Origin of the sequence: Janthinobacterium sp. KBS0711, from assembly GCF_000988085.1 — a bacterium.
Taxonomy (GTDB): Bacteria; Pseudomonadota; Gammaproteobacteria; order Burkholderiales; family Burkholderiaceae_D; genus Janthinobacterium; species Janthinobacterium lividum_E.
In genome coordinates this window covers 104,295-125,175 of sequence record NZ_LBCO01000007.1, presented here as the reverse complement: position 1 = coordinate 125,175, position 20,881 = coordinate 104,295, and the positions used below count along the sequence as shown (strand labels likewise).

General features: G+C 60.7%; 18 protein-coding genes and 1 tRNA gene. 10 read left to right on the top strand and 9 right to left on the bottom strand.

Features of this window, described 5'->3' with window-relative positions; translation table 11 throughout:
- Positions 1-18: 18 nt before the first annotated feature.
- The 6 genes from VM94_RS28845 (at position 19) to VM94_RS04320 (ending at position 4,083) form a co-directional block, all read left to right on the top strand.
- Positions 19-372 carry a hypothetical protein gene (locus VM94_RS28845; RefSeq protein WP_034745810.1) on the top strand — a complete coding sequence of 118 codons (354 nt, stop codon included), beginning with the start codon at positions 19-21 and terminating at the stop codon, positions 370-372.
- Entirely contained in the window at positions 362-2,200 is a 1,839-nt protein-coding gene (locus VM94_RS04335; RefSeq protein WP_082127554.1) for a replication endonuclease, read from the top strand. The genes VM94_RS28845 and VM94_RS04335 overlap by 11 nt, the downstream gene beginning before the upstream one ends.
- Positions 2,197-2,349, top strand: coding sequence for a hypothetical protein (locus VM94_RS28680; protein ID WP_185982109.1), 153 nt, complete (start codon positions 2,197-2,199; stop codon positions 2,347-2,349). Before VM94_RS04335 ends, VM94_RS28680 begins: the two co-directional genes overlap by 4 nt.
- Positions 2,343-2,582, top strand: a complete 240-nt coding sequence (locus VM94_RS04330; RefSeq protein ID WP_052755505.1) for a hypothetical protein — start codon at positions 2,343-2,345, stop codon at positions 2,580-2,582. Before VM94_RS28680 ends, VM94_RS04330 begins: the two co-directional genes overlap by 7 nt.
- A 177-nt stretch (positions 2,583-2,759) precedes the next feature.
- The gene (locus tag VM94_RS04325; RefSeq protein ID WP_046682344.1) at positions 2,760-3,011 is read left to right on the top strand and encodes a DUF4224 domain-containing protein; all 252 of its coding nucleotides are present in this window, start codon (positions 2,760-2,762) and stop codon (positions 3,009-3,011) included.
- A gap of 13 nt (positions 3,012-3,024) precedes the next feature.
- Positions 3,025-4,083, top strand: coding sequence for a tyrosine-type recombinase/integrase (locus tag VM94_RS04320; protein WP_046682343.1), 1,059 nt, complete (start codon positions 3,025-3,027; stop codon positions 4,081-4,083).
- A gap of 9 nt (positions 4,084-4,092) precedes the next feature.
- On the opposite strand, the gene VM94_RS28075 is transcribed toward VM94_RS04320, so the two are convergent.
- From VM94_RS28075 to VM94_RS04295, 8 genes are all read right to left on the bottom strand, one after another.
- Positions 4,093-4,548: a hypothetical protein gene (locus tag VM94_RS28075; protein ID WP_138828884.1), complete on the bottom strand. Its 456-nt coding sequence runs from the start codon at positions 4,546-4,548 to the stop codon at positions 4,093-4,095.
- 37 nt (positions 4,549-4,585) lie between these two features.
- Positions 4,586-4,909, bottom strand: coding sequence for an STAS-like domain-containing protein (locus tag VM94_RS27675; protein ID WP_082127553.1), 324 nt, complete (start codon positions 4,907-4,909; stop codon positions 4,586-4,588).
- Positions 4,910-4,925: 16 nt separating this feature from the next.
- A complete protein-coding gene (locus VM94_RS28070; protein ID WP_138828885.1) occupies positions 4,926-5,957 on the bottom strand; it encodes a hypothetical protein in 1,032 nt (343 codons plus the stop codon).
- 366 nt (positions 5,958-6,323) lie between these two features.
- A tRNA-Ser gene (locus VM94_RS04315) sits at positions 6,324-6,413 on the bottom strand.
- Positions 6,414-6,497: 84 nt separating this feature from the next.
- A complete protein-coding gene (locus VM94_RS04310; RefSeq protein ID WP_046682342.1) occupies positions 6,498-8,543 on the bottom strand; it encodes a putative bifunctional diguanylate cyclase/phosphodiesterase in 2,046 nt (681 codons plus the stop codon).
- Position 8,544: 1 nt separating this feature from the next.
- Entirely contained in the window at positions 8,545-9,669 is a 1,125-nt protein-coding gene (locus tag VM94_RS04305; RefSeq protein ID WP_313902968.1) for an EAL and HDOD domain-containing protein, read from the bottom strand.
- Between the two features lie 264 nt (positions 9,670-9,933).
- Complete coding sequence (locus tag VM94_RS04300) at positions 9,934-10,563, bottom strand: response regulator transcription factor (RefSeq protein ID WP_046682340.1); 630 nt, start codon at positions 10,561-10,563, stop codon at positions 9,934-9,936.
- 6 nt (positions 10,564-10,569) lie between these two features.
- Positions 10,570-11,943 (bottom strand): cache domain-containing protein, encoded by a 1,374-nt coding sequence (locus tag VM94_RS04295; protein ID WP_046682518.1) that lies wholly within the window; start codon positions 11,941-11,943, stop codon positions 10,570-10,572.
- A 246-nt stretch (positions 11,944-12,189) separates the two neighbouring features.
- Between VM94_RS04295 and VM94_RS04290 the strand changes: the two genes are divergently transcribed.
- The 4 genes from VM94_RS04290 (at position 12,190) to VM94_RS04275 (ending at position 19,778) form a co-directional block, all read left to right on the top strand.
- Positions 12,190-14,250 carry a carbon starvation CstA family protein gene (locus VM94_RS04290; protein WP_046682339.1) on the top strand — a complete coding sequence of 687 codons (2,061 nt, stop codon included), beginning with the start codon at positions 12,190-12,192 and terminating at the stop codon, positions 14,248-14,250.
- Positions 14,250-14,450, top strand: coding sequence for a YbdD/YjiX family protein (locus tag VM94_RS04285; protein WP_010396213.1), 201 nt, complete (start codon positions 14,250-14,252; stop codon positions 14,448-14,450). Before VM94_RS04290 ends, VM94_RS04285 begins: the two co-directional genes overlap by 1 nt.
- 305 nt (positions 14,451-14,755) lie before the next feature.
- Entirely contained in the window at positions 14,756-17,617 is a 2,862-nt protein-coding gene (locus VM94_RS04280; RefSeq protein ID WP_046682338.1) for a hybrid sensor histidine kinase/response regulator, read from the top strand.
- 1 nt (position 17,618) lies between these two features.
- A complete protein-coding gene (locus VM94_RS04275; RefSeq protein WP_046682337.1) occupies positions 17,619-19,778 on the top strand; it encodes a putative bifunctional diguanylate cyclase/phosphodiesterase in 2,160 nt (719 codons plus the stop codon).
- Here VM94_RS04275 and VM94_RS04270 read toward each other — a convergent pair.
- Positions 19,747-20,880, bottom strand: coding sequence for an esterase-like activity of phytase family protein (locus VM94_RS04270; protein WP_046682336.1), 1,134 nt, complete (start codon positions 20,878-20,880; stop codon positions 19,747-19,749). The two genes, VM94_RS04275 and VM94_RS04270, sit on opposite strands and share 32 nt — an antisense overlap.
- Between the last annotated feature and the right edge of the window lies 1 nt (position 20,881).

Below are 20,881 nucleotides of genomic sequence, written 5' to 3'. Positions count from 1 at the left end.
GCCATCAAGGACTGAACCATGCCGGCGTCCCTTATCGACAATCACCTGTCCTTCCAGCCTGCCGCCGAAATCCTGGCCGCACGCGACAAGGACATGCCGACGCCACCGGGCGCCGGGCATGCGCTGGCCGCCATCGCCGAAGCCAAGGCCCAGCTACGCAGCATCAAGCCGCGCAACCTGGCGCCCTTCATGGCCCAGGCCTGGGGATTGTCGCCGCGTGGCGCGCGCCGCTCCGTGCTGATCGCCGCCGGCATGGACGCCGACCGCTGGGAATCGCCCATCCACTCATTTACCGAAGAAGAGCGCATCGAGCTGCGCGCCGCCACCTCTGCCGCTATCCGTGTGTACGAAAGACTGTTGAATGCAATCTAAACAAATCCTGCTGCCTGACGCCCAGCGTCACGAAGCCTTCTTGCGATCCGCCCAGTTCGCGCCCGAGCTGGCCCGCATCCCGTTCAAATGGCGCAACCGTGTCATCACGGCGGCCATGGCCAAGATGGCCTGGTCATCCTGGTACAAAATTTATGAGTCCATCGCCACCAGCTTTGTGCGCGAGTTCGCCGAGCAGTACGTGCCGGCCGGCGTCGATCTGTCGCAGAGCGACGCCGACATCGTGGCCACCGCTGAGCGCGCGGCGGCGGGCGTGACCAAAATGCTGTGGATGGCCGTGTCGGACACGCACGCCCTGCAGATCATGGAAGACGAATGCACCGCGTATGGCATCGAGCTACCCGAGTTCGACGCGCTGGCCGACACCATCGCCCGCCTGGTGGACGCCCGCTGGTGGCGCCGCCAGTTGCGCAAGCGCGTCAAGCGCGCATTTGAAGCGGGCAATATCCGCCTGGGCTACGTGAACTATCGCGGCGAACCGTACGCCAGCAATGATGCCGTGCTGTCGCGCCTGGCGCAAAACCGCCGCAACGCGGCAGCGCTGGCGGCCACCTTGGTGCAGAACGAGAACGGCCAGCAATTTAGCATCGCCGAGCTGGCCGAGAAAACGACGGCCAACAAGGCCATCCGGCGTGGCGAACTGATGTTGCGCATCAACGGCTTCGAGCAAATCGCCCGCGAGTGCGGCGACCAGGGCATTTTCATCACCTGGACGTGCCCATCGCGCTTTCATGCCATGCAGCACAGCGGCAAGCCAAACGACAAGTTCGACGGCTCTACTCCGCGCGAGGCGAATGCCTACCTGGGCAAGATGACGTCGCTGTGCCGCTCCGCGCTGGCGCGCCGTGGCATCGGTCTGTACGGCTTCCGTATCGCCGAGCCGCATCACGATGGCTGTCCGCACTGGCATTTGCTGCTGTTCGTGCGCCCCACCGCGAAATACAAGACGGCTCACCTGCAGGACGTGGCCGGCCGCGCCATCCGCATCATGAAGCGCTACGCCTGGCGCGTGGATCGTGGCGAACCGGGCGCCTTCGCGCGCCGCCTGGACGTGAAACGCATCGACTGGGCCAAGGGCAGCGCCGCCGGCTACATCGCCAAATACGTGGCCAAGAACATCGATGGCGTGGCCGAACACAAGACGAAAGAAGGCTACGTCGTCACGGCCGATACCGAAGGCGATGTCGAGCTGACGCCATCGGCGCGCGTAGAGTCCTGGGCCGCATGCTGGGGCATCCGTCAATTCCAGCAATGGGGCGGCGCACCCGTCACCGTGTGGCGAGAACTGCGCCGCATCGAGGAAAGCATGCTCAACGAAGCCCCGGCCGCCATGCGCCGCGCCTGGGATGCCGTGCAAAAGATCGACGGCGAAAAGCGCGCCTGCTGGGCCGAATACCTGCGCGCCCAGGGCGGCGCCCTGGTGCCGCGCAAGGAACTGGTCGTCACGCTGGCCAAGGACGAAAAGACTGTCATCGGCCGCTACGGTGAAACGCTGCGCACCACGCCGTACGGCGTGCGCTGCAGCGACCTGATCGGCGTGGTCTTCAAGTCTGTGCGCCATACGTGGACGCCCGTACAAGCCACAGGCGGGCGCGGGGTGGCTGTTGGGGTTGCCGTTCCTCGGACTCGTGTAAATAACTGTACGCACCCCGACCGTCCTGCCCCGGCCACGCCGCCGGCGGCGCCCGCGCCTGACCTGCCCGCCGAGGCAAAAACTGCGCTGATTGCCGCTTGGGCGGCCGTCAACGCCTGCCCATATCCCCGGCTGATCGTCCCCGACAACCCACCCCATAAAGGAAATGGCACGTGAGCACCTATGCCGTGATCGTTCGCACGCAAACAGAACGCTTTGAATTTATTGAGATTGCCGCATCCAGCGGCGACGTGATCGACGCCGCCATCGACCGCTTCGGCGTATGCGGCGTTACCGCCAAACTGAAAGGAGCACCGCAATGCTGACCACCCTGACCGATTCACCGCGGCAAGTCGCCCTGGGCGACCGCGTGACATTCGATACCGACGAAGGCTACCAGGCCGGCACCGTCAACGACCTGCGCCGCGACGTGGGCAACGGCGAGCTGCATGCGTGGGTGGAGCTGGATCACCAGTGGGCGGGCATGTTCCGGGCGGTGCCGCTGGGCGCCATCGAAGCGGCCAAGAAGGCTGTCGCGCCTGTCGGGTGCCCAGCATGAGAGCGGAACGCTCAATAACCGCCCTCACCGAGGAAGCGAACTACAAGCAATTCTGTCGGCTGCGCGACTATCGCAAGCCTGGCACCGAAGTTCCGCTATACACGGAGGCAGAAGCGTTCGTCCTGGCCACGGAAAAATGCAAGGCATGCAGCCCCGCTATAACGAAAGCGGCATCCAATGAATAATCTTTTTGATAATTCCATCCAGTCCGAAACCCTGACTGCGGAAGAACTGGAAACCATTTCCGGCTGCTGCCGGAAGGTGGATCAGATCAAATGGCTGCAGCAAAACGGCTGGACCTTCATCAAGAACCGCGCCGGCGCGCCCATCATCGGGCGCCTGTACGCCAGGTTGCGCTTGAGCGGCATCAATCCCGCCAGCCTGGTGAGCACGCCGGCCTGGGCGCCGGACCTGTCCAAAGTACGTTAATAGAAAGAGAACAATGCGACCTAAGAGCACTGGCTACAAACTTCCACCGCGCATGCTGCGCCGCGTGCGCAAGCTGAAATCGGGCGAAACATGGACCGGCTATTACTACAATGGCCGGGACGACGTCGGGAACCGGAAGGAATACCCACTGGGTACGGATCTGGTCGAGGCCAAGCGCCTGTGGGCGGAATATGAGTGCAAGCCAGTCCCGACCGACGCTACACTGATGGAATACGTGTTTGCGCAGTACGTCCGCGACATCCTGCCGGGCAAGGCGCCAAGCACGCAACGCGAGAACTCCAGCTCGTTGAGCCAGCTGCGCCCGGTCTTCGACAGCGCGCCCATCGATGCCATCACGCCGCAGGACATTGCCCGCTACCGCGATGCGCGCAGCGCCAAGGTGCGCGCCAACCGCGAAATCGCGCTGCTGTCGCATGTGTTCAATATGGCAAGGGAGTGGGGCTACACCAAGCGTGAGAACCCATGCCGGGGCGTGCGCAAAAATAAGGAGGTGCCGCGCGACTTCTATGCCGACAAGGCTGTGTGGGATGCGGTACGGAACGCAGGCTGTGAAGAGCTGCAGGACGCCATGGACCTGAACTACCTGACCGGCCAGCGGCCTGCAGATGTGCTCAAGATGCGCGACGGCGATTTGAAGGATGGGGCGTTGCAGGTGCGCCAGGGCAAGAGCAACAAGCTGCTGCGCATCGTACTCGAGCACGACGGCATCAAGTCCGAACTGGCGAAGGTCATCGAGCGCATCCACGCACGCCCGCACCGGCCGCGCACCACCTTCATCGTCGCGCTGCCGAATGGTTGCCAGGTCAAGAAGTGGCATTTGCGCCTGCGCTTCGATGGCGCCCGGAAAGCTGCAGCGGAACTTGCGCTAAAGGCTGGCGACGAGGAGCTGGCCAGCCGCATCAAGGCATTTCAGTTTAGAGACATTCGAGCTAGGTCTGCAAGCGACATCGTGGATCTATCAGCTGCCAGTTCATTGCTTGGGCACAGCGAAAAAACAATTACCGAAAAAGTATATCGACGTATAGGGCAAGCTGTTCTTCCCACGAGATAACGTTCATAGTTATTTTTCCACTAGTGGAGGATACGTACGAAAGAAACCATCTTCAAACAAATTTAGCAGCTGAGCAGAACTAATAAACAAAGAATTTAATTGCAAATCATTTGAATCCAAAGGCAACCTAACCTTTGATTCAAATGTTCCTCCAGTCGCTGCCTTATGCAAATTCTTTAAGTAAGTTCCCATCTTAGGTTTCTCAACATCTTTTAAGAAATTATTTGAAAGAATGTATGATTGTCGCCGAATATCCTCCACAACTACCTTTACTTGGGTAGAAACTTCAAAACCCTTCTTTTCATCAGTATAATATTCAATACAAAAATCCCGAAGGCTTTTCAGGTCAGAGTCCAACTTATCTAATCTTGCTCGCAAATCTTTCCGAGCATCCTGCTTGAAATTTGATTTTCTCTGCAACCTATAAACAACAATCCAGCCAATAACCACCATGATAGATGGCAATATTATCCTTATGACTTCTAAGTAAGTTGGATTACATTCACCGGGCACGGGCCTGCTCCTCTGCAATATAATCCCAAATCATTAGCTCATAAATTATTCGCGAATCAACAAAAACCAAACGATCCCTTAATTCCCTCTCGGTTTTTCCGTTATTTCGCAATAGTCCAGCAAAAGCCTCCTCCAAAAAAGAAGACCCATAACCCATAGTTTCATCGAGATTTATTTCGATTCTATCCCCAGAACCATTAAGAAGAGGCAACAACTTCTCTTCTCTAAATCTCTCTCCGGAATTTGGGCCGTCATCCGGCACACGTCCAGCTGGAAACTCAGAAAACTCAGTTGCGACAGATAATTTTTTCATAATCCAAAACCCCTCATTAGGATTTTAACTTCAATGTCCATTGTACCAAGGTGCCTTTAATAGATTGTTTATGAGTAACTTCTTTTTGTCTCTTCGAGAAGGCATTATAAGTATAGCTCCCCGATCCGCTCTGTGCTCGAAATCCACCATTATCTTGATTTTTAATAAAGTCAAGCATTTGAGGCAAACCTTTTCCCCGATATTCGAGACCCGTACTAGAGCGATTTGTACTACTAGCTATCTTAATTAATGTTTTATCATGACTGGACTGGCGACCAATCATAAAGAGTTTTCTGAAATAATCCTTCATTTCTGGCTTTTCCAACAAGGAACGAGGAATACCAATTCCCAGATCACAAATCGCCACTTGAAGAATATCTCCACTAGCCTGGGAAAACATCCACCAATTATTTAAACTCCCAATTGCTTTCGGATAAGCATGTTTCTTTGTATTAGTAACGGCTTCACTCATACAATCATATAAATTTGAGCGAATTAAAATCCCGCCCATTGCATCCCCATGCTGCATTAGGAGCGCTTTAAAAGTATTCGTGGTAGCATCAGATCCTGTAGCATAATGCCAATTAACCACATTAGAAGCAGTAACGGCTAATCGCGAAGCTCTGCCCAACTTAGAGAGCAATCCGACGTGTTGAAATAATTGCTCAACGACATTATCTTTAGGCAGTTTGCAACTCAATGAACCCGGGTACTCCGCCAAAAACTCATCTAAATTAGCAATAAGATAAAGTGTCCCACAAGGATGCAGCTTAATTGTCGGCGAAAAATCAATTATTACCTTAAATCCAGACTTCAACTCTCTTTCCAAATCCCGAAGAAATACCACTAAATTTTCTCGATGATTATCGTCATTCAAAATCAAATACGCTGGAGCTAAAATTCTTACAGGTCGTCGCCTACGACTTTTCTCAAGTAAACGAACGTATTCAACATTTCGCAACATACCAGCAGCTCTAATCAGAAGCCGATTGGCTCTAATTTGTTTTCTTTGATGGTAAAGCTTGACCTTACATGACATTATTTTCATTGTTTTATTGCCAATGCGGCTGATGTATGCACAGCAAACAAAAATCCCCACACTTGAACAAATATGCGGGCATCACTCGGTAAAGCAAGTATTTTGAAAAAAAATGAGGCCCACCTCAATCGTACACTAACGATGCGGACATATTGGATTCAGGACGCAGCACGAAGAGCGCTCGGCAAGAAAGGAAGAAAATGTTGTCGAAAGACAATTTTCTAGAAGGCATGAGTACAATACCCAAGAAGGCGTTGCGGAAACAATTTCCGCAACGTATGACAATAGTCTTGATAAGTCAGACTTCAAAAAGTTCTCCCATGAACGGGGAGAAAATAAAAAATCTTTAAAAATCAAATACTTACATATTTTTTCTGGCGGAAGCGGTGAGATTCGAACTCACGAACAGTGTAACCCGTCGCTAGTTTTCAAGACTAGTGCCTTCAACCACTCGGCCACGCTTCCTGATGGCAGCATTATACATAAAGGTCGGTGGCTTACCAATGGCTAGCACCGTTTGCCTGACAGGAAAGAGCGGGCACGCTTGGACTATACGCCCCAGTTTTCCCGCAGCGCCCGTTCGAACTCTCCTGCCGGCAATGGGCGCGAGAACAGGTAGCCCTGCACTTCGTCACAGCCGGAACTCTTCAGGAAGGCCAGTTGCTCGGCCGTTTCCACGCCTTCCGCGATCACTTTATGGTGCAGTTGCTGGGCGATGCTGATGATGGTGCTGGCGATGGCGCAGTCACTGGCGTCGGTGGGGATGCCGGTGGTAAATGATCGGTCGATTTTTAACGTATCGATGGGGAAGCGCTTCAAATAGGACAGGCTTGAGTAACCGGTGCCGAAGTCGTCCAGGGACAGCGCCACGCCCAGCGACGTGATGCGGTCCATGATGCCAATGACCCTCTCGATGTTGTGCATCAGGGTGCTTTCCGTGATTTCCAGTTCCAGCCACGTAGCTTCCAGGCCGTAGCGGGCCAGGGTCGCTGCTACCCTGGCGGGCAAGGCTGCCGTGAATTCGCGGGCGGAGACGTTGACGGCCAGGCGGATCGGCGGCAGGCCGGCCAGTTTCCATGCTTGCGCCTGGGCGCAGGCCGCTTCCAGCACCCATTCACCCACTTGCACCACCAGGCCCGTCGATTCGGCCAGGGGGATGAACTCGGCGGGCGGGATCATGCCGTGCTGCGGGTGGTGCCAGCGCACCAGCGCTTCGGCGCCGATGATGCGGCCGCTCGCCAAGGCGTATTTCGGCTGATAGTGCAGCAGCAGTTGCTGCTCCGACAGGGCCTGGCGCAAGCCCGTTTCCAGGCGCATGCGTGCCTGCATGCCCAGGTTCATGTCCTGGCTGTAGAAGGCCACACTTTCCGCTTCACCGCCGCTGTCCTGCTTGGCGCGGTACATGGCAATGTCGGCCAGGCGCAGCAGGGTTTCCGCGTCCTGTCCGTCTTGCGGATAGACGCTGATGCCGATGCTGGCGCCCACGCGCAGGTCGTGGCCTTCGATCAGGAACGGCTCCACCAGCGAGGACAGCAGCTTTTGCGCCACCATGCTGGCCTCGAAATGCTGGCCGATGTCGAACAGGCCAACGGCGAACTCGTCGCCACCCAGGCGCGCCACCAGATCCTGGTCGCGCAATACCTGGCGGAAACGCAGGGAGATCTGGCGCAGCAGTTCATCGCCGATGCGCCGGCCCAGGGTGTCGTTGATCAGTTTAAAACGGTTCAGGTCGATGAACAGCACGCAGCCAAGCATCTTGCTGCGCTGCGCCACGGAGAGGGCCTGGTCGACCAGCTTGGCCAGCAAGGTGCGGTTGGGCAGGCTGGTCAGCGGGTCGTAATACGCCAGGTGGTGCAGTCGCTCTTCGGCCAGCTTGCGTTCCGTGATGTCCGTCAGGTAGGCGATGAGTCCGATGGGCTTATCGTCCAGGTCTTGCAGCGGCGACAGGGACAGGCTGGCCCAGAAGATCTCGCCCGACTTCTTTCGGCGCCGCACCTCCATCAGGCGCCCGCCCTGCTCCAGGAAGGCGTCGTGGAAACCCGTGTCTTCGTCGTCGTACAGGAACAGGATGTTGCGCCCCACGGCTTCCACCGAGGTGTAGCCGAACAGACGCTCGGCGCCCTTGTTCCAGCTGGTGATGTAGCCCGTCAAGTCCATCGTCAGCACGGATTCGTGCAACTGGTCGAGGATTTGCGTCTGCTGCGCCAGCAAGGCTTCGACTTGCGCGTAGGCATGGGTCGAGCGTTGCGCCAGCGAATGCACTTGCAGCACGCCGGCCGTCAGCGATGCCAGGCTGGCCAAGTGGCGGCGGTCGGCGTCGTTATACAGCGGGCGGCCAGCCACGCTGTAATGGCCGAAGCAGTGGCCATCGAAACTGACTTCCTGCAGCAAGGCGGGCGTATCGCGGGGAAACGGCGCGGCCGACGCGGCGGCGTCCGTGCTGGCCGCGGGCAGGAACTGGCCATGCGGGCTGGCCATCACGGTGCTGGCGATACGCCCCAGCTCAGCTACCAGCGCAGGGCCGCGCAAACGCACGACGGCGTCGCACAGGGCGGCGCTGTCACCGAGGAAATCCGACACCGGAAACAAGGCCATGCTAGAGGTTCCGGCTGACCTGGATGGCCCATTGGTAGGCCTGCAGCAGGCTGCGCCAATAGGTTTCTCCATCGATGCCGGCGCGGCGCAAGCCCTCGGGCGGCGGCGTGGCGCTTTCGACCAGCGCCAGCAGGGTGCCCAGCTCGCCGTCGCGTTCCAGCAAGGCGGCGCTCACTTCCGGCGCCAGGTTCAAGGTGGCGATGATATCCGCCATCGGCATGCCCAGCAGAACGTCGAGCAGGGAAAACACGCCTGCCATGAAGGCCAGGTCCTGCGCGTCGCGATCGCCGCCGCGCAGCTGGCACAGCGCTTCCATCTGCGCCGCGCGCACGGCCGCCAGCGGCAGCAGCGCGTGGATCTTGCCATCGTCCTGTTGCCGCGCATACAGCAACAATTGCAGCCAGCGCTGCAGCTGGCGCCGGCCCAGCAGGGTGATGGCCTGGCTGAAGCTGGTAATCGGCGCCGTGAAACCAAAGGCGGCTGAATTGACCAGTTTCAATAAATGATAGCTGAGCGACGGGTCTTGCTTGAGCGGCACTTCCAGCTCGTGCGCGTCCGCATCGCGGGCCAGCAGACCCAGCAGCGCCATCAGCCGCCGCCGCGACGTGGCGTCTTCCGGTTCGCCTTGCTGGCGTGCATGCTGCAAGGCGTAATCGCCGGCAAACCAGCTCACGCCGAGTTCTTGCAATGCGGCAATCTGCCCCGCGTCGGCGATGTTGTAGGCCAGGTGCGGCCCCGGCAAGGGCAGCAGCTGATGCAGGGCCGGGCGTGCGCCGGTCGCATCAAAGCTCAGCGCGCGCGCTTCGACTTGTGCCGCCACCACGGGGCTGGCATCGGCCCCATCGAGAAGGATGCGGTAGCCGGCGTCGCGCCATTGCCGGCATTTTTTCTGGAGTTGCTTGTCACCGGCAAACTGGGCCGGCAAGCGGAAAATGGTGCGTTGCGGCGCCAGTTGCGCCAGCACGGCCTCGTCCACGCCATGCGGGTCGGCCAGGGGAAGGATGCAGTCGAGCGGCGCCAGGAAGGCATACGCATCGGCAGCGGCCAGCGCCGCCAGCAGCGGCGCCGTCCAGGCCTGCGGACCATGCAGGGTGACAGCGACCCACTCGTTATGAGCATTGGCCACTGCTTGTAATCCCACCAACGGAAACAGGTTTGATTCAGACGCTGACATCGGTATCTCAGTGTGGGTAGGGCGCCATAGTAAATAAACTGACCAGCATTGGCAACCCTGGCCCGACAGGGATGCCCTCGACAGCGAGAATCATTCTATCCGAATCTCACCCACGAAACAGTTTAATTTTGGCAATAGATGTTCAAAAAGAACATTCCCCCGCAAGACCCGCCTGGCATGCGGCTTAGGCAACAACACGGCGCCGCGCACGCTTGCTCAGGCGCTGCCGCCATGCGCGTGCTCGACCGCGTATTTGATCAATTCAGCCTGCCCTTCGATACCGAGCTTGCGCTTGATGTTCAGCCGGTGCGTCTCCACCGTGCGCACGCTCAGGTCCAGCGCACGGGCGATCTGCTTGTTCGACTGCCCCCCGGCGATGTGCTGCAGCACCTGCTGCTCGCGCGTCGTGAGGAAGGAATCGTGCACTTGCGGCCGAGATAGCTGCCGTGCCAGGGCCGCGCTGTAATAAATGCCTCCGGACATCACCGTCTCGATGGCAAACACAATATCTTTACCAGGAGCATCTTTGAGCACATAGCCGCGCGCCCCGGCGGCGATGGCTTGCGACACATATTCGAGCTTGTCGTGCATGGACAGGATCAGCACGGCAATCTGCGGAAACGCCTGCTTGAACAGCGCCGTTGCTTCAATGCCGTTCGTGCCGCGCATATTGATATCCATCAGCACGAGGTCCACCTGGTGCGTGCGCGCCTGACTCAATGCTTCGTCGGCGCCGCCCGCCTCGGCCACCACGTCGAAATGCGCGACCGCTTCCAGGCGCGCGCGCAAGCCGTCACGCACGAGGGGGTGGTCGTCCACCAGCAGGATGTTGATCTTCTCGGTCATGGTTGTCTATTTTAATGTGGAGGAAAGCTCGAGCCGCGCCAGCACCACGGTGCCGGCCGGAGACGAGGTGATGTGCAGGCTGCCGCCGATGGCTTCCATGCGTTCCGTCATGTTGCGCAGGCCGATGCCACGCTGCGGGTGCAGGGCGATGCCGTCGAAATCGAAGCCGCCGCCATTGTCCTGGATGCGCAATTCCACGGCCTTGCCCGCCTCGTGCAGGCTCACTTCCACGCCCCGGGCGTGGGCATGGCGCTCGCAATTGGTCAGCGCTTCCTGGGCGATGCGGAAGAGCACGGTATTCACCATGTCGGGCAAACCCTCGCCGGCCGCTGCGGGGCTGGCCGTGAAACTGGCTTGCGCGCTGCTGCTGTCATTGAATTCATGTACGAGGTGGTCGAGCGCAGCGGCCAGGCCCAGGTCATCCAAAATGGCCGGGCGCAGGTTGTGCGAAATGCGCCGCACCTCGCCCAGCACCTTGTTCAATTGCTCGGCGGCCCGCTCGAAGGTGGCGGGCGCCTTGTCTTTCTGTTCTGCATTGCCGCCCAGGCGCGCGATGCCCGCCTCGATCTGCAGCTTGATGGAGACGAGCCACTGGCTGATGCCGTCATGCAAGTCGCGCGACAGCCGCGCCCGCTCTTCTTCCTGCGACTCGACCACGCGCTGCGCCAGCACTTTCAGCTTGGCGTCGGCCACGCGCAGTTCGCGCAAGTTCAGCACGAGGCCACAGGCGGCCACCAGCAAGGAGCCGAGGATGGCGATGGCGGCGATCAGCTCCATGGTCGAGCGGATATTGCGCGATTGCTGGGCATCGACCTTGGCCAGCGCCTGGTCCACGTCATCCATATAAATACCGGTCCCCATCATCCAGCCCCATTCCGGCATCAGGATCACATAGCCGAGCTTGGGCGCGGACTTGTTCGTCGACGGCTTGATCCAGTTGTAGCGCTCGAAACCGCCGCCGCTCTTGGCCCGCTGCATCAGGCGCTGGATGGTCAAATTGCCTTCGGCGTCGCGCAATTCCCACAGGTTCTGCCCTACCAGCTCGGGCTGGCGCGGATGCATCAGCGACTTGCCCTGCAAATCATAGATAAAGAAATAGCCATCGTCGCCATAGCTGAGGGCGGACAGGATGCGCTTGGCCTCCTCTTGTGTGGCGTCATCCTTGCGTCCCGACTGGTACAGGGAAGCGATGGAATGGCTGGCCAGGGTCACGTAATGTTTGAGTTCGGCTTCCTTGCTGGCCAAATACGCTTGCTGGATGGTGGCGCGCTGTTGTTCCGCCAGGGTAATCGCCTGGTGCCGCACGGCAAACGCGATGGCGCACAGGGCGAGGATGAGCGGCGTGAGGGCCAGGAAGATGACTTTCTGTCTGAGTTTCATGGCCTTGCGCGCTCCGGCGGCGTCGATGCTGGTGGGAATGCGTGATTTTACGTCGCGGCGCGGCAATCGGTCTGCGTAGTAATACTGAGCGTTACTGCGTAGTGCTGCGCTTGCGGCAATTATACGATTCCTGAATACTCGCCATAAGCTGCAGATACACCCGATTCACACCCAAACTGGCGACGACCAGGCTCGGCAGCACACATCTTCGCACGGCACAGCGCCCGTCACATCTCTGGAGGAAGCATGAACCGCATTTTCAAACAGCTCGGCTGGGCAGCGCTTGCGCTGGCAGGCGCCGGGTCCCTGGGCGTCGTCGCCCTGCAACGTGGCGAACCGATCAGTGCGATCTGGATCGTCATCGCCGCCGTCTGCGTCTATCTGATCGCCTACCGTTTCTACAGCCTGTTCATCGCCGACAAGGTGCTGGGCCTGGACGCACGCCGCATGACGCCGGCCTTCAAGCACAACGATGGCCTCGACCACGTGCCGACCAACAAATATGTGCTGTTCGGCCACCATTTCGCGGCGATCGCCGGCGCCGGTCCCCTCGTCGGCCCCGTGCTGGCCGCGCAGATGGGCTATCTGCCCGGCATGCTGTGGATTCTTGCTGGCGTCGTGTTTGCCGGCGCCGTGCAGGATTTCATCGTGCTGTTCATTTCCATGCGCCGAGACGGCCGCTCCCTGGGCGACCTGATCAAGGCTGAACTGGGCGAAATCCCCGGCATGATCGCCTTGCTCGGCTGCTTCATGATCATGGTCATCATCCTGGCCGTGCTGGCATTGATCGTCGTCAAGGCGCTGACCGGCTCCCCATGGGGCAGCTTCACCGTGATGGCGACGATTCCCATCGCCCTGTTCATGGGCGTGTATTCGCGCTTCATCCGCGTGGGCCGCATCGGAGAGATTTCCATCATCGGCTTCGTCTTGCTGATGCTGGCCATCATCGGCGGCCAGTACGTGCAGGAACACGCCGTGCTGGGCCCGATGTTCACGTTCACGGGCACGGAACTGACGTGGATGCTGATCGGCTACGGCTTCATCGCCTCGGTCCTGCCCGTGTGGCTGCTGCTGGCGCCGCGCGACTACCTGTCGACGTTCCTCAAGATTGGCACGATCCTGGGCCTGGCCATCGGCATCATCGTCGTCGCGCCCTACCTGAAAATGCCGGCCATGACCAAGTTCATCGACGGCTCCGGCCCCGTCTGGTCGGGCAATCTGTTCCCCTTCCTCTTCATTACGATTGCCTGCGGCGCCGTCTCCGGCTTCCACGCACTGATTTCCTCGGGCACCACGCCGAAGATGATTGAAAACGAAAGCCATGCCCGCTTCATCGGCTATGGCGCCATGCTGATGGAATCGTTTGTTGCCATCATGGCCCTGGTGGCCGCCTCGACCATCGAGCCGGGCATCTATTTCGCCATGAACAGCCCGGCCGCCCTGATCGGCACCACGGCAGAGTCGGCCGCACAGGCGATCTCGCAGTGGGGCTTCTATGTCACGCCAGAAATGTTGACGCAGACGGCCAAGGACGTTGGCGAGCACAGCATCATCTCGCGCGCCGGCGGCGCACCGACCCTGGCCGTCGGCATGGCCCAGATTCTCTCGGGTGCCATCGGCGGCAAGGCCATGATGGCCTTCTGGTACCACTTCGCCATCCTGTTCGAAGCGCTGTTCATCCTGACGGCAGTCGATGCGGGCACGCGCGCCGGCCGCTTCATGCTGCAAGACTTGCTGGGCAGCTTCGTGCCTGCCTTGAAACAGACGGAAAACGTCATCGCCAACCTGCTGGCCACGGGCCTGTGCGTGGCGGCCTGGGGCTATTTCCTGTACCAGGGCGTGGTCGATCCATTAGGCGGCATCAACACCTTGTGGCCGCTGTTCGGCATCGCCAACCAGATGCTGGCGGCGATTGCGCTGATCCTCGGCACGTGCGTGCTGTTCAAGATGAAACGTGGCCAGTATGCGTGGGTCACCATCACGCCGACCATCTGGCTGCTGCTGTGCACCCTGACGGCGGGCTGGCAAAAGATTTTCGACGCCAACCCGCGCGTCGGCTTCCTCGCACACGCCAAGAAATATTCGGCGGCGCTCGATGAAGGCACCCTGCTGGCACCGGCCAAGTCGGTGGCGCAGATGCAGCAGATCATCTTCAACGACTACCTGGACGCCGGCCTGGCCGCCTTCTTCGTGGTGGTCGTCGTCAGCGTGCTGTTCTTCGGCATCCGCACCATCATGAAGGCGCGCGCCGACAGCAAGCCGAGCACCAAGGAAACGCCGTTCCAGGCCTTGCCCACGGTGCAATGATGATCGACGAAATCATCAAGGCTGGACGGTATCTGGGGCAAAGCATGCGGCTCATGTGCGGCTTGCCCGAGTACGACACCTATGTGGCGCACCGGGAAGTCACCCATCCCGGCGAGCCGATGATGACGTATGAAGAGTTCTTCCGCGAACGGCAGGAAGCCCGTTACGGTGGCGCCGGTAAGCGTGGCGGCTGCTGTTAGCGGACACCGGACCAAACCTGCTGCGCGTCGGTATAGGCGGCTTGCGATGCTCACCGTACTTTAGTACGGTTGCGCTTCTCGGCCACCTCTCCCTTCCGCTCGATACGGCTGGGTCAGGTGTTGTAGCTCAGCAATAATTTGAGGGCGGTCTTGCGGGACCGCCCTATTTGTTTCATCTCGTATAAGTTTCCCTCCCCTCTCCTTCCTTAGACCCACATCAATATCGTGGTGTGTCTTCGCGTCTATATTTTTCCAATAGGAAATTAAAAAACAGTCAACAGGCCGACCGGAGAAGCGCCGCAACCATGTTCAATTTCCAACGCTCCAGCATCAGCCAGAAGCTGACCATGATTTCGGTACTGTCGTCGGGCTGCGCGCTGCTGCTGGTGTTCGTGGCGTTTGCGCTGACGTCCGTGCTCAGCCACAAGGACGATGAAGGCAAGCAGTTGCTGTCCCTGGCGGGCGTGATCGGTGCGGCCGGCGCGGCGCCCTTGCTGGCGGGGAAATCAGCTCAGCCGCAGGCGGAACAGGTGCTGGCCGCGCTGGCCGCGCGCGACGAGATCGCCCAGGCGGCCCTGTTCGATCGGAACGGGCGCCTGTTCGCCCTGTACCGCGCGCCGCAGCATGCGGATGGCCTGGCAGCGCCGGAAGGCCTGGACCCGGCCTTGCTGGCCGACATCGCCGTGCAGCCCATTACGCAAGGCACGGGCACGGCCCTGGCGCCCGCCATGCGTCTGTACCGCCCCGTCTACCGGCCAGGCGAGCCGCAGCAGCTGATTGGCGCCGTGCTGATCGAGGCCGACCTGAACCACATGTGGCGCGACATCGGCCGCCACGTGGGCGCCATCGGCGGCGCCACCGTGCTGTCCTTCCTGATCGCCGTCTTCCTCGCGCGGCGCTTCAAGAGCGTGATTGCCGAACCGATCACCAAGCTGATCGATACGGCGCAAAAAGTGTCGAGCAGCCAGACCTACAGCCACCGCATCGCGCACCAGCGCAGCGACGAGCTGGGCGTGCTGATCGACAGCTTCAACGACATGCTGGCGCAGATCGACAGCCGTGACAGCACCCTGGCCAATTACCGCGACCAGCTCGAGCGCCAGGTGGGCGTGCGCACGGCGCAGCTGGAAAAGGCCAAGGATGCGGCCGAGGCGGCCAGCCAGGCGAAGAGCGCCTTCCTCGCTACCATGAGCCATGAAATCCGCACGCCGATGAATGGCGTGCTGGGCATGACGGAACTGCTGCTGGCCAGCCCTTTGAGCCCGCAGCAGCGCCATTACACGAGCATGGTGCAGCGCTCGGGACAGAATTTGCTGGTGATCATCAACGACATCCTCGACTTTTCCAAGATCGAAGCGGGCAAGCTGAGCGTGGAATACATCCGCTTCAATTTCCGCGAATTGCTCGACGATATAGAACACGTGTTCGCACCGCAGGCGCAAGCGAAAAACATCAGCCTGGAATTCGACATCGCCTACGACATTCCCATCGCCATCTGCGGCGACCCGAACCGTTTGCGCCAGATCATCGTCAATCTGCTGGGCAACGCCATCAAGTTTACGGAAACGGGCAAGGTCACCGTGAAAGTGACCGTCTGCAGCGAAGACGCGCCCAGCGTGGGCTTGCGCTTCGAGGTGCACGACACGGGCATCGGCGTATCGAGCGAAGCGCAGACGCGCATCTTCGAATCGTTCTCGCAGGCGGACGGCTCGACCACGCGCAAGCACGGCGGCACGGGCCTGGGACTGACGATCTCGAAACAGCTGGTCGAGCTGATGGGCGGCACTATCGGCGTTGATAATGCTTTAACGCAAGGATCGATCTTCTGGTTCGAAGTAAATTTCGATAAGCGGCGAGTCGACAGCGACGACCCGTCCTTCAACCTGAAAACCACGCGAGGATTACGCGCCTTGATCGTCGACCACACACCGGCCACGCGCGCCGTGCTGGAGCGGCAACTGGCCAGCTGGCACATCGTCAGCGACAGCGCCGGCACGGCCAGCGACTGCCTGGCCAAGCTGCACGCAGCCGCTCAGGCGGGCACCCCGTATGGCGTGGCCCTGCTCGACATGGAATTGCCGCGCACCAGCGGCCTGGCCCTGGCCGCCACCATCAAGAGCGACCCGCTGCTGGCCGACCTCAAATTACTGCTGCTGAGTACCGAACAGGCGGCGGCCGACCCGGTGCAGCGGCGCGAGGCGGGCGTGGCCTTCCAGCTGATCAAGCCGGCCCGCGAATGCGACCTGTTCGACTGCATCGTCACGCCGCCGCGCGTCAGCGAGGGCATGCGCATCCATCCGCCCCATGCGGCGCGGCAGGTGGGCCGGCGCCAGCGCCGCCGCGTGCTGCTGGCCGAGGACAATCCCGTCAACGTGGAAGTGGCGCTGGCCATGCTCGACAGCCTGGGCCTGGACGTGGTCTGCGCGCGCAACGGCGAACAGGCCTTGCAGGCGGCGCAGGCCGAGGATTTCGATTTGATCCTGATGGATTGCCAGATGCCCGTGATGGATGGCTTTGCCGCCACGGCGGAAATCCGCCGCCACGAACAGCAGTGCGGCCACGCGCGCGTGCTGCCCATCGTCGCCATCACGGCCAATGCCCTGCAGGGCGACCGCGAAGCGTGCCTGGCGGCCGGCATGGACGACTACCTGAGCAAACCGTTCACGCAGCAGGACCTGGGCCACACGATTGCCCGCTGGATCACCCTGCCGCGCGCGGCCACCGTGCACCACAGCGAATTGCCGGAGCTGCAAACGCCACCAGCGGAGCCGCCCCCCACGCCCGAGGCCGCACCCGAGACCGCGCCCGCCGGCCAGCCGCTGAACCGGCAGGCGCTGGAAAACATCCGCGCCCTGTCCGGCATGGATGGCGATGCGCTGCTCGAACGGGTCATCCTCGCCTTTACCAGCGAGACGCCGCGCCAGTTGAGCGCCATGCGCGCAGCGATTGCCGGCGCGGATGCGGAAGCGCTGCGCAAGGTGGCGCACAGCCTCAAGTCGGGCAGCGCCAACGTGGGCGCCGACGGCCTGGCGCAGCTGTGCAAGGAGATGGAAAAACTGGGCCGCGCCGGCGGCACCGAAGGTGCCGCTGCCCTGCTGCAGCAGATGCAGCAAGCCTTCTTGACCGTACGCGAATCGCTGAACGCCATCCTCGTGAAGGAACACTGACATGACAGCGCCCCTCTCCCCTCCCCGCGGCCTGGTGCTGGTGGCCGACGACGATCCCGTGATGCGCTTGCTGATGCGGCAAATGCTCACGCAGGTGGGCCTGGACGTGATCGAGGCCGAAGACGGCGTGCAAGCGTTGGCCAGCTACAAGCACAGCGGGCCGGACCTCGTCATGCTCGACGTCGACATGCCGGCCATGGACGGCTTTGCCGTGTGCCGCGAAATCCGCCACCAGGAAGTGGGCGGCACGGTACCCATCATCATGGTCACGGGCGGCGACGAACTGGAAGCCGTCACGCGCGCCTACGAGGTGGGCGCGACGGATTTCATTTCCAAGCCCATCAACTGGCCCATCCTCGGACACCGCGTGCTGTACGTGCTGCGCGCCAGCGACGCCATCGCCCGCCTGCGCATCGCCGACGCGCACAACCGCGCCGTGCTGGCCGCCATCCCCGACACCTTCTTTCGCCTCAACCGCGAAGGTTTTTATCTCGACTACGAACAGGGACACGACGCCAGCGCCGGCCTTTCCCTCAGCGACTGCGTGGGCAGCCATATCCGCGAAGTGCTGCCGTCCGAAATCGCCGCGCGCCTGCTCGACCAGGCGCACGCCGTGCTGGCCACGCAGCACATCGGCTCGGTCGACTACACGCTCACGCACGAAGACAGCACGCGCCATTTCGAAGCACGCCTGGTGGCGACGGGGGCCGATGAAGTGCTGGGACTGGTGCGCGACATCAGCGAGCGCAAGCGTACGGAAGAGCAGATCCGTCGCCTCGCCTATTGCGACAGTCTGACGGGCATTCCCAACCGGCAAGCGTTCCTGGAAACGCTGGAACGCGAACTGGTGCGTTCGAAAGAGCACGACAAGAAATTCGCCGTGCTGTTCATGGACCTCGACGCCTTCAAGCGCATCAACGACACCCTGGGCCACGACGTGGGGGACCATTTGCTCAAGGTGGTGTCCGAACGCCTGCGCGAAACCATCCGCCCCAGCGACCTGGTGCTGCGCGCGGAATACGAGCTGGGCGGTATCTCCGGCGGCAGCAACCTGGCGCGCCTGGGCGGCGACGAATTCACGATATTGATACCCGACCTGGAGCGGGTGGAAGATGCGCTGAACGTGGCGCACCGGGTCAAGGAAGCCATGCGCCGCCCGTTCATGATCGAGGCGCACGAGATTTTCGTCACGGCCAGCATCGGCATTTCGCTGTATCCGGAAGATGGCGAGGACTGCAACTCGCTGCTCAAATATGCGGACACGGCCATGTACCACGCGAAGAATTGCGGCAAGAACAACGCCAAGCTGTACAGCTCTTCGCTGACGATGGAAATCATGAGCCACGTCAAGATGGAAGTGGGCTTGAGGAAAGCCTTGCAGAACAACGAGCTGTACCTGCTGTACCAGCCGCAGATCGACGTGCCCAGCACGCAGATCGTTGGCGTGGAAGCGCTGGTCCGGTGGCGCCATCCGGAGCGGGGCATCATCTCACCCACCGAATTCATCCCGCTGGCCGAGGAAACGGGGCTGATCGTGCCCATCGGCGAATGGGTGTTGCGCACGGCGTGCAACCAGGCCAAGGCATGGCAAAGCCATGGCGGGCGTGCCATCCGCATGGCCGTGAACCTGTCGGCCAAGCAATTCAAGGATGAAAACCTGATGCAGATCGTGCTCTCGGCCCTGGCCGACACGGGGCTAGATGCGCGCCTGCTGGAACTGGAATTGACGGAAGGAACCTTGATGGACGATGCGCGCGCCACCATGGTGACCCTGGAGCAATTGCGCGGCATTGGCGTGTACCTGTCGATCGACGACTTCGGCACGGGCTATTCGTCAATGAATTACTTGAAACGCTTCGACGTGCGGGCCTTGAAGATCGACAAGAGTTTTATCGCCGGCTTGCCGCAGGATGCGGAAAACGCGGCCATCACGCGCGCCATCATCGCCATGGCGCATGGATTGAAGATGGTGGTGGTGGCCGAAGGCGTGGAAACGGACGAGCAGCTGGTGATGCTGGAAGAATACGGCTGCGACATGGTGCAAGGCTATTTCCTGGGCCACCCGTCGCCGCACGACACGATCACGGCGATGCTGGCCAGGCAGACGAAGCAGCTGGCCAGCGTGGAAACTAGAGCACTTCGAAGGCAAGGATTTGCGTGACTTGCTGCGGATTAAAATTGTCATCGGAAATCAACACGAGGCTGCGGCGGCCGTTTTCCAGTCGCGGGCCCCAGCTGATGCCTTCGATATTGTCGACCCGTGCCAGGCCGATCTTTTCCAGGTCCAGCAGCAATCGCTTGCGCGCCGGCACGTAGGTCGCGCCCGCCAGGGCCGGCAGCGCCTGCACATCGGTGGCGCCCTCCGTATCCATCTCGTAGATGCGCACGTGGTTTCTGTAGACGCCGTCCGCGTTGGCCACGCCGGCCCGCTCCACCACCAGCACCTGATGATCGTTGACGGCGAGGATTTCCGACACGCCATTGTCCGCTTCACGTCCCGGCGCGGGCCGCGACGCCACGGGTTCAATCGGATACGCGTACTGGCCCAACACCTTGCCCGCGCGGTCCAGGCGCGTGATGCGCACGACGGAGCCGTTATCGGGCGTGGCCAGCGGGCCATCCTGGTACAGGGCCGCTTCCATGCCCAGCCACAAGCTCTTGCCATCGCTGGCAAACGACAGCGCTTCAAAGCTCATGTTGTTGCGCGAGCCGACTTCTTCCTTCGAGACATTGAACATGACCGGTGTCGGCAAAGTGGCCAGGTAACGGCCGCCGCCGTCGGCGTGGCGCACGAACGGGTGCAAGCCCACCTTGCGGTTGCCTTCGCTGCCGTACCACAGGCTGCCATCCTGCGGATCGACGCGGATGGTTTCGATGTCGGCCACCTGATCGCCCTGGTCCAGTTTGGCATGCGCCAGGTTCGGATAGCGGTTGCCGTCGGGCTGCGTGAAGAAATGCACGCTGCTCAGGCTCACGCTGGAGAAGGCCTTGCTGTCATAGTTCAAGGCGGCGCGGTAGAAGCGGGCCGGATTGATTTCCGAGCGGTCATCGCTTTCCATCACCCAGCTCTTGCTGGCCGCATCGTAATCGATGCCGGACAAGCCGCCCACCGTGGTGCCCTCGAACACGTATTTGAGCGCGATGCGCTGCTCGCCGATCAGGCGCAGGCCCGTAATCGGCGCGCCGTGGGGAAAGCTGGCGCAGGCGGAGAGGAGGATAGTGCTGGATGCCAGGACAAGCGCACGGTGAAAAAAACGATGCATG

Coding starts and splice junctions, on each gene's coding strand:
- VM94_RS04295 (WP_046682518.1), bottom strand. CDS start 11,943: ATGAAACTCAGACAGAAAGTCATCTTCCTGGCCCTCACGCCGCTCATC.
- VM94_RS04335 (WP_082127554.1), top strand. CDS start 362: ATGCAATCTAAACAAATCCTGCTGCCTGACGCCCAGCGTCACGAAGCC.
- VM94_RS28070 (WP_138828885.1), bottom strand. CDS start 5,957: ATGAAAATAATGTCATGTAAGGTCAAGCTTTACCATCAAAGAAAACAA.
- VM94_RS04285 (WP_010396213.1), top strand. CDS start 14,250: ATGATCGACGAAATCATCAAGGCTGGACGGTATCTGGGGCAAAGCATG.
- VM94_RS27675 (WP_082127553.1), bottom strand. CDS start 4,909: ATGAAAAAATTATCTGTCGCAACTGAGTTTTCTGAGTTTCCAGCTGGA.
- VM94_RS04320 (WP_046682343.1), top strand. CDS start 3,025: ATGCGACCTAAGAGCACTGGCTACAAACTTCCACCGCGCATGCTGCGC.
- VM94_RS04310 (WP_046682342.1), bottom strand. CDS start 8,543: ATGGCCTTGTTTCCGGTGTCGGATTTCCTCGGTGACAGCGCCGCCCTG.
- VM94_RS04280 (WP_046682338.1), top strand. CDS start 14,756: ATGTTCAATTTCCAACGCTCCAGCATCAGCCAGAAGCTGACCATGATT.
- VM94_RS04270 (WP_046682336.1), bottom strand. CDS start 20,880: ATGCATCGTTTTTTTCACCGTGCGCTTGTCCTGGCATCCAGCACTATC.
- VM94_RS04300 (WP_046682340.1), bottom strand. CDS start 10,563: ATGACCGAGAAGATCAACATCCTGCTGGTGGACGACCACCCCCTCGTG.
- VM94_RS28845 (WP_034745810.1), top strand. CDS start 19: ATGCCGGCGTCCCTTATCGACAATCACCTGTCCTTCCAGCCTGCCGCC.
- VM94_RS04325 (WP_046682344.1), top strand. CDS start 2,760: ATGAATAATCTTTTTGATAATTCCATCCAGTCCGAAACCCTGACTGCG.
- VM94_RS04330 (WP_052755505.1), top strand. CDS start 2,343: ATGCTGACCACCCTGACCGATTCACCGCGGCAAGTCGCCCTGGGCGAC.
- VM94_RS04290 (WP_046682339.1), top strand. CDS start 12,190: ATGAACCGCATTTTCAAACAGCTCGGCTGGGCAGCGCTTGCGCTGGCA.
- VM94_RS04275 (WP_046682337.1), top strand. CDS start 17,619: ATGACAGCGCCCCTCTCCCCTCCCCGCGGCCTGGTGCTGGTGGCCGAC.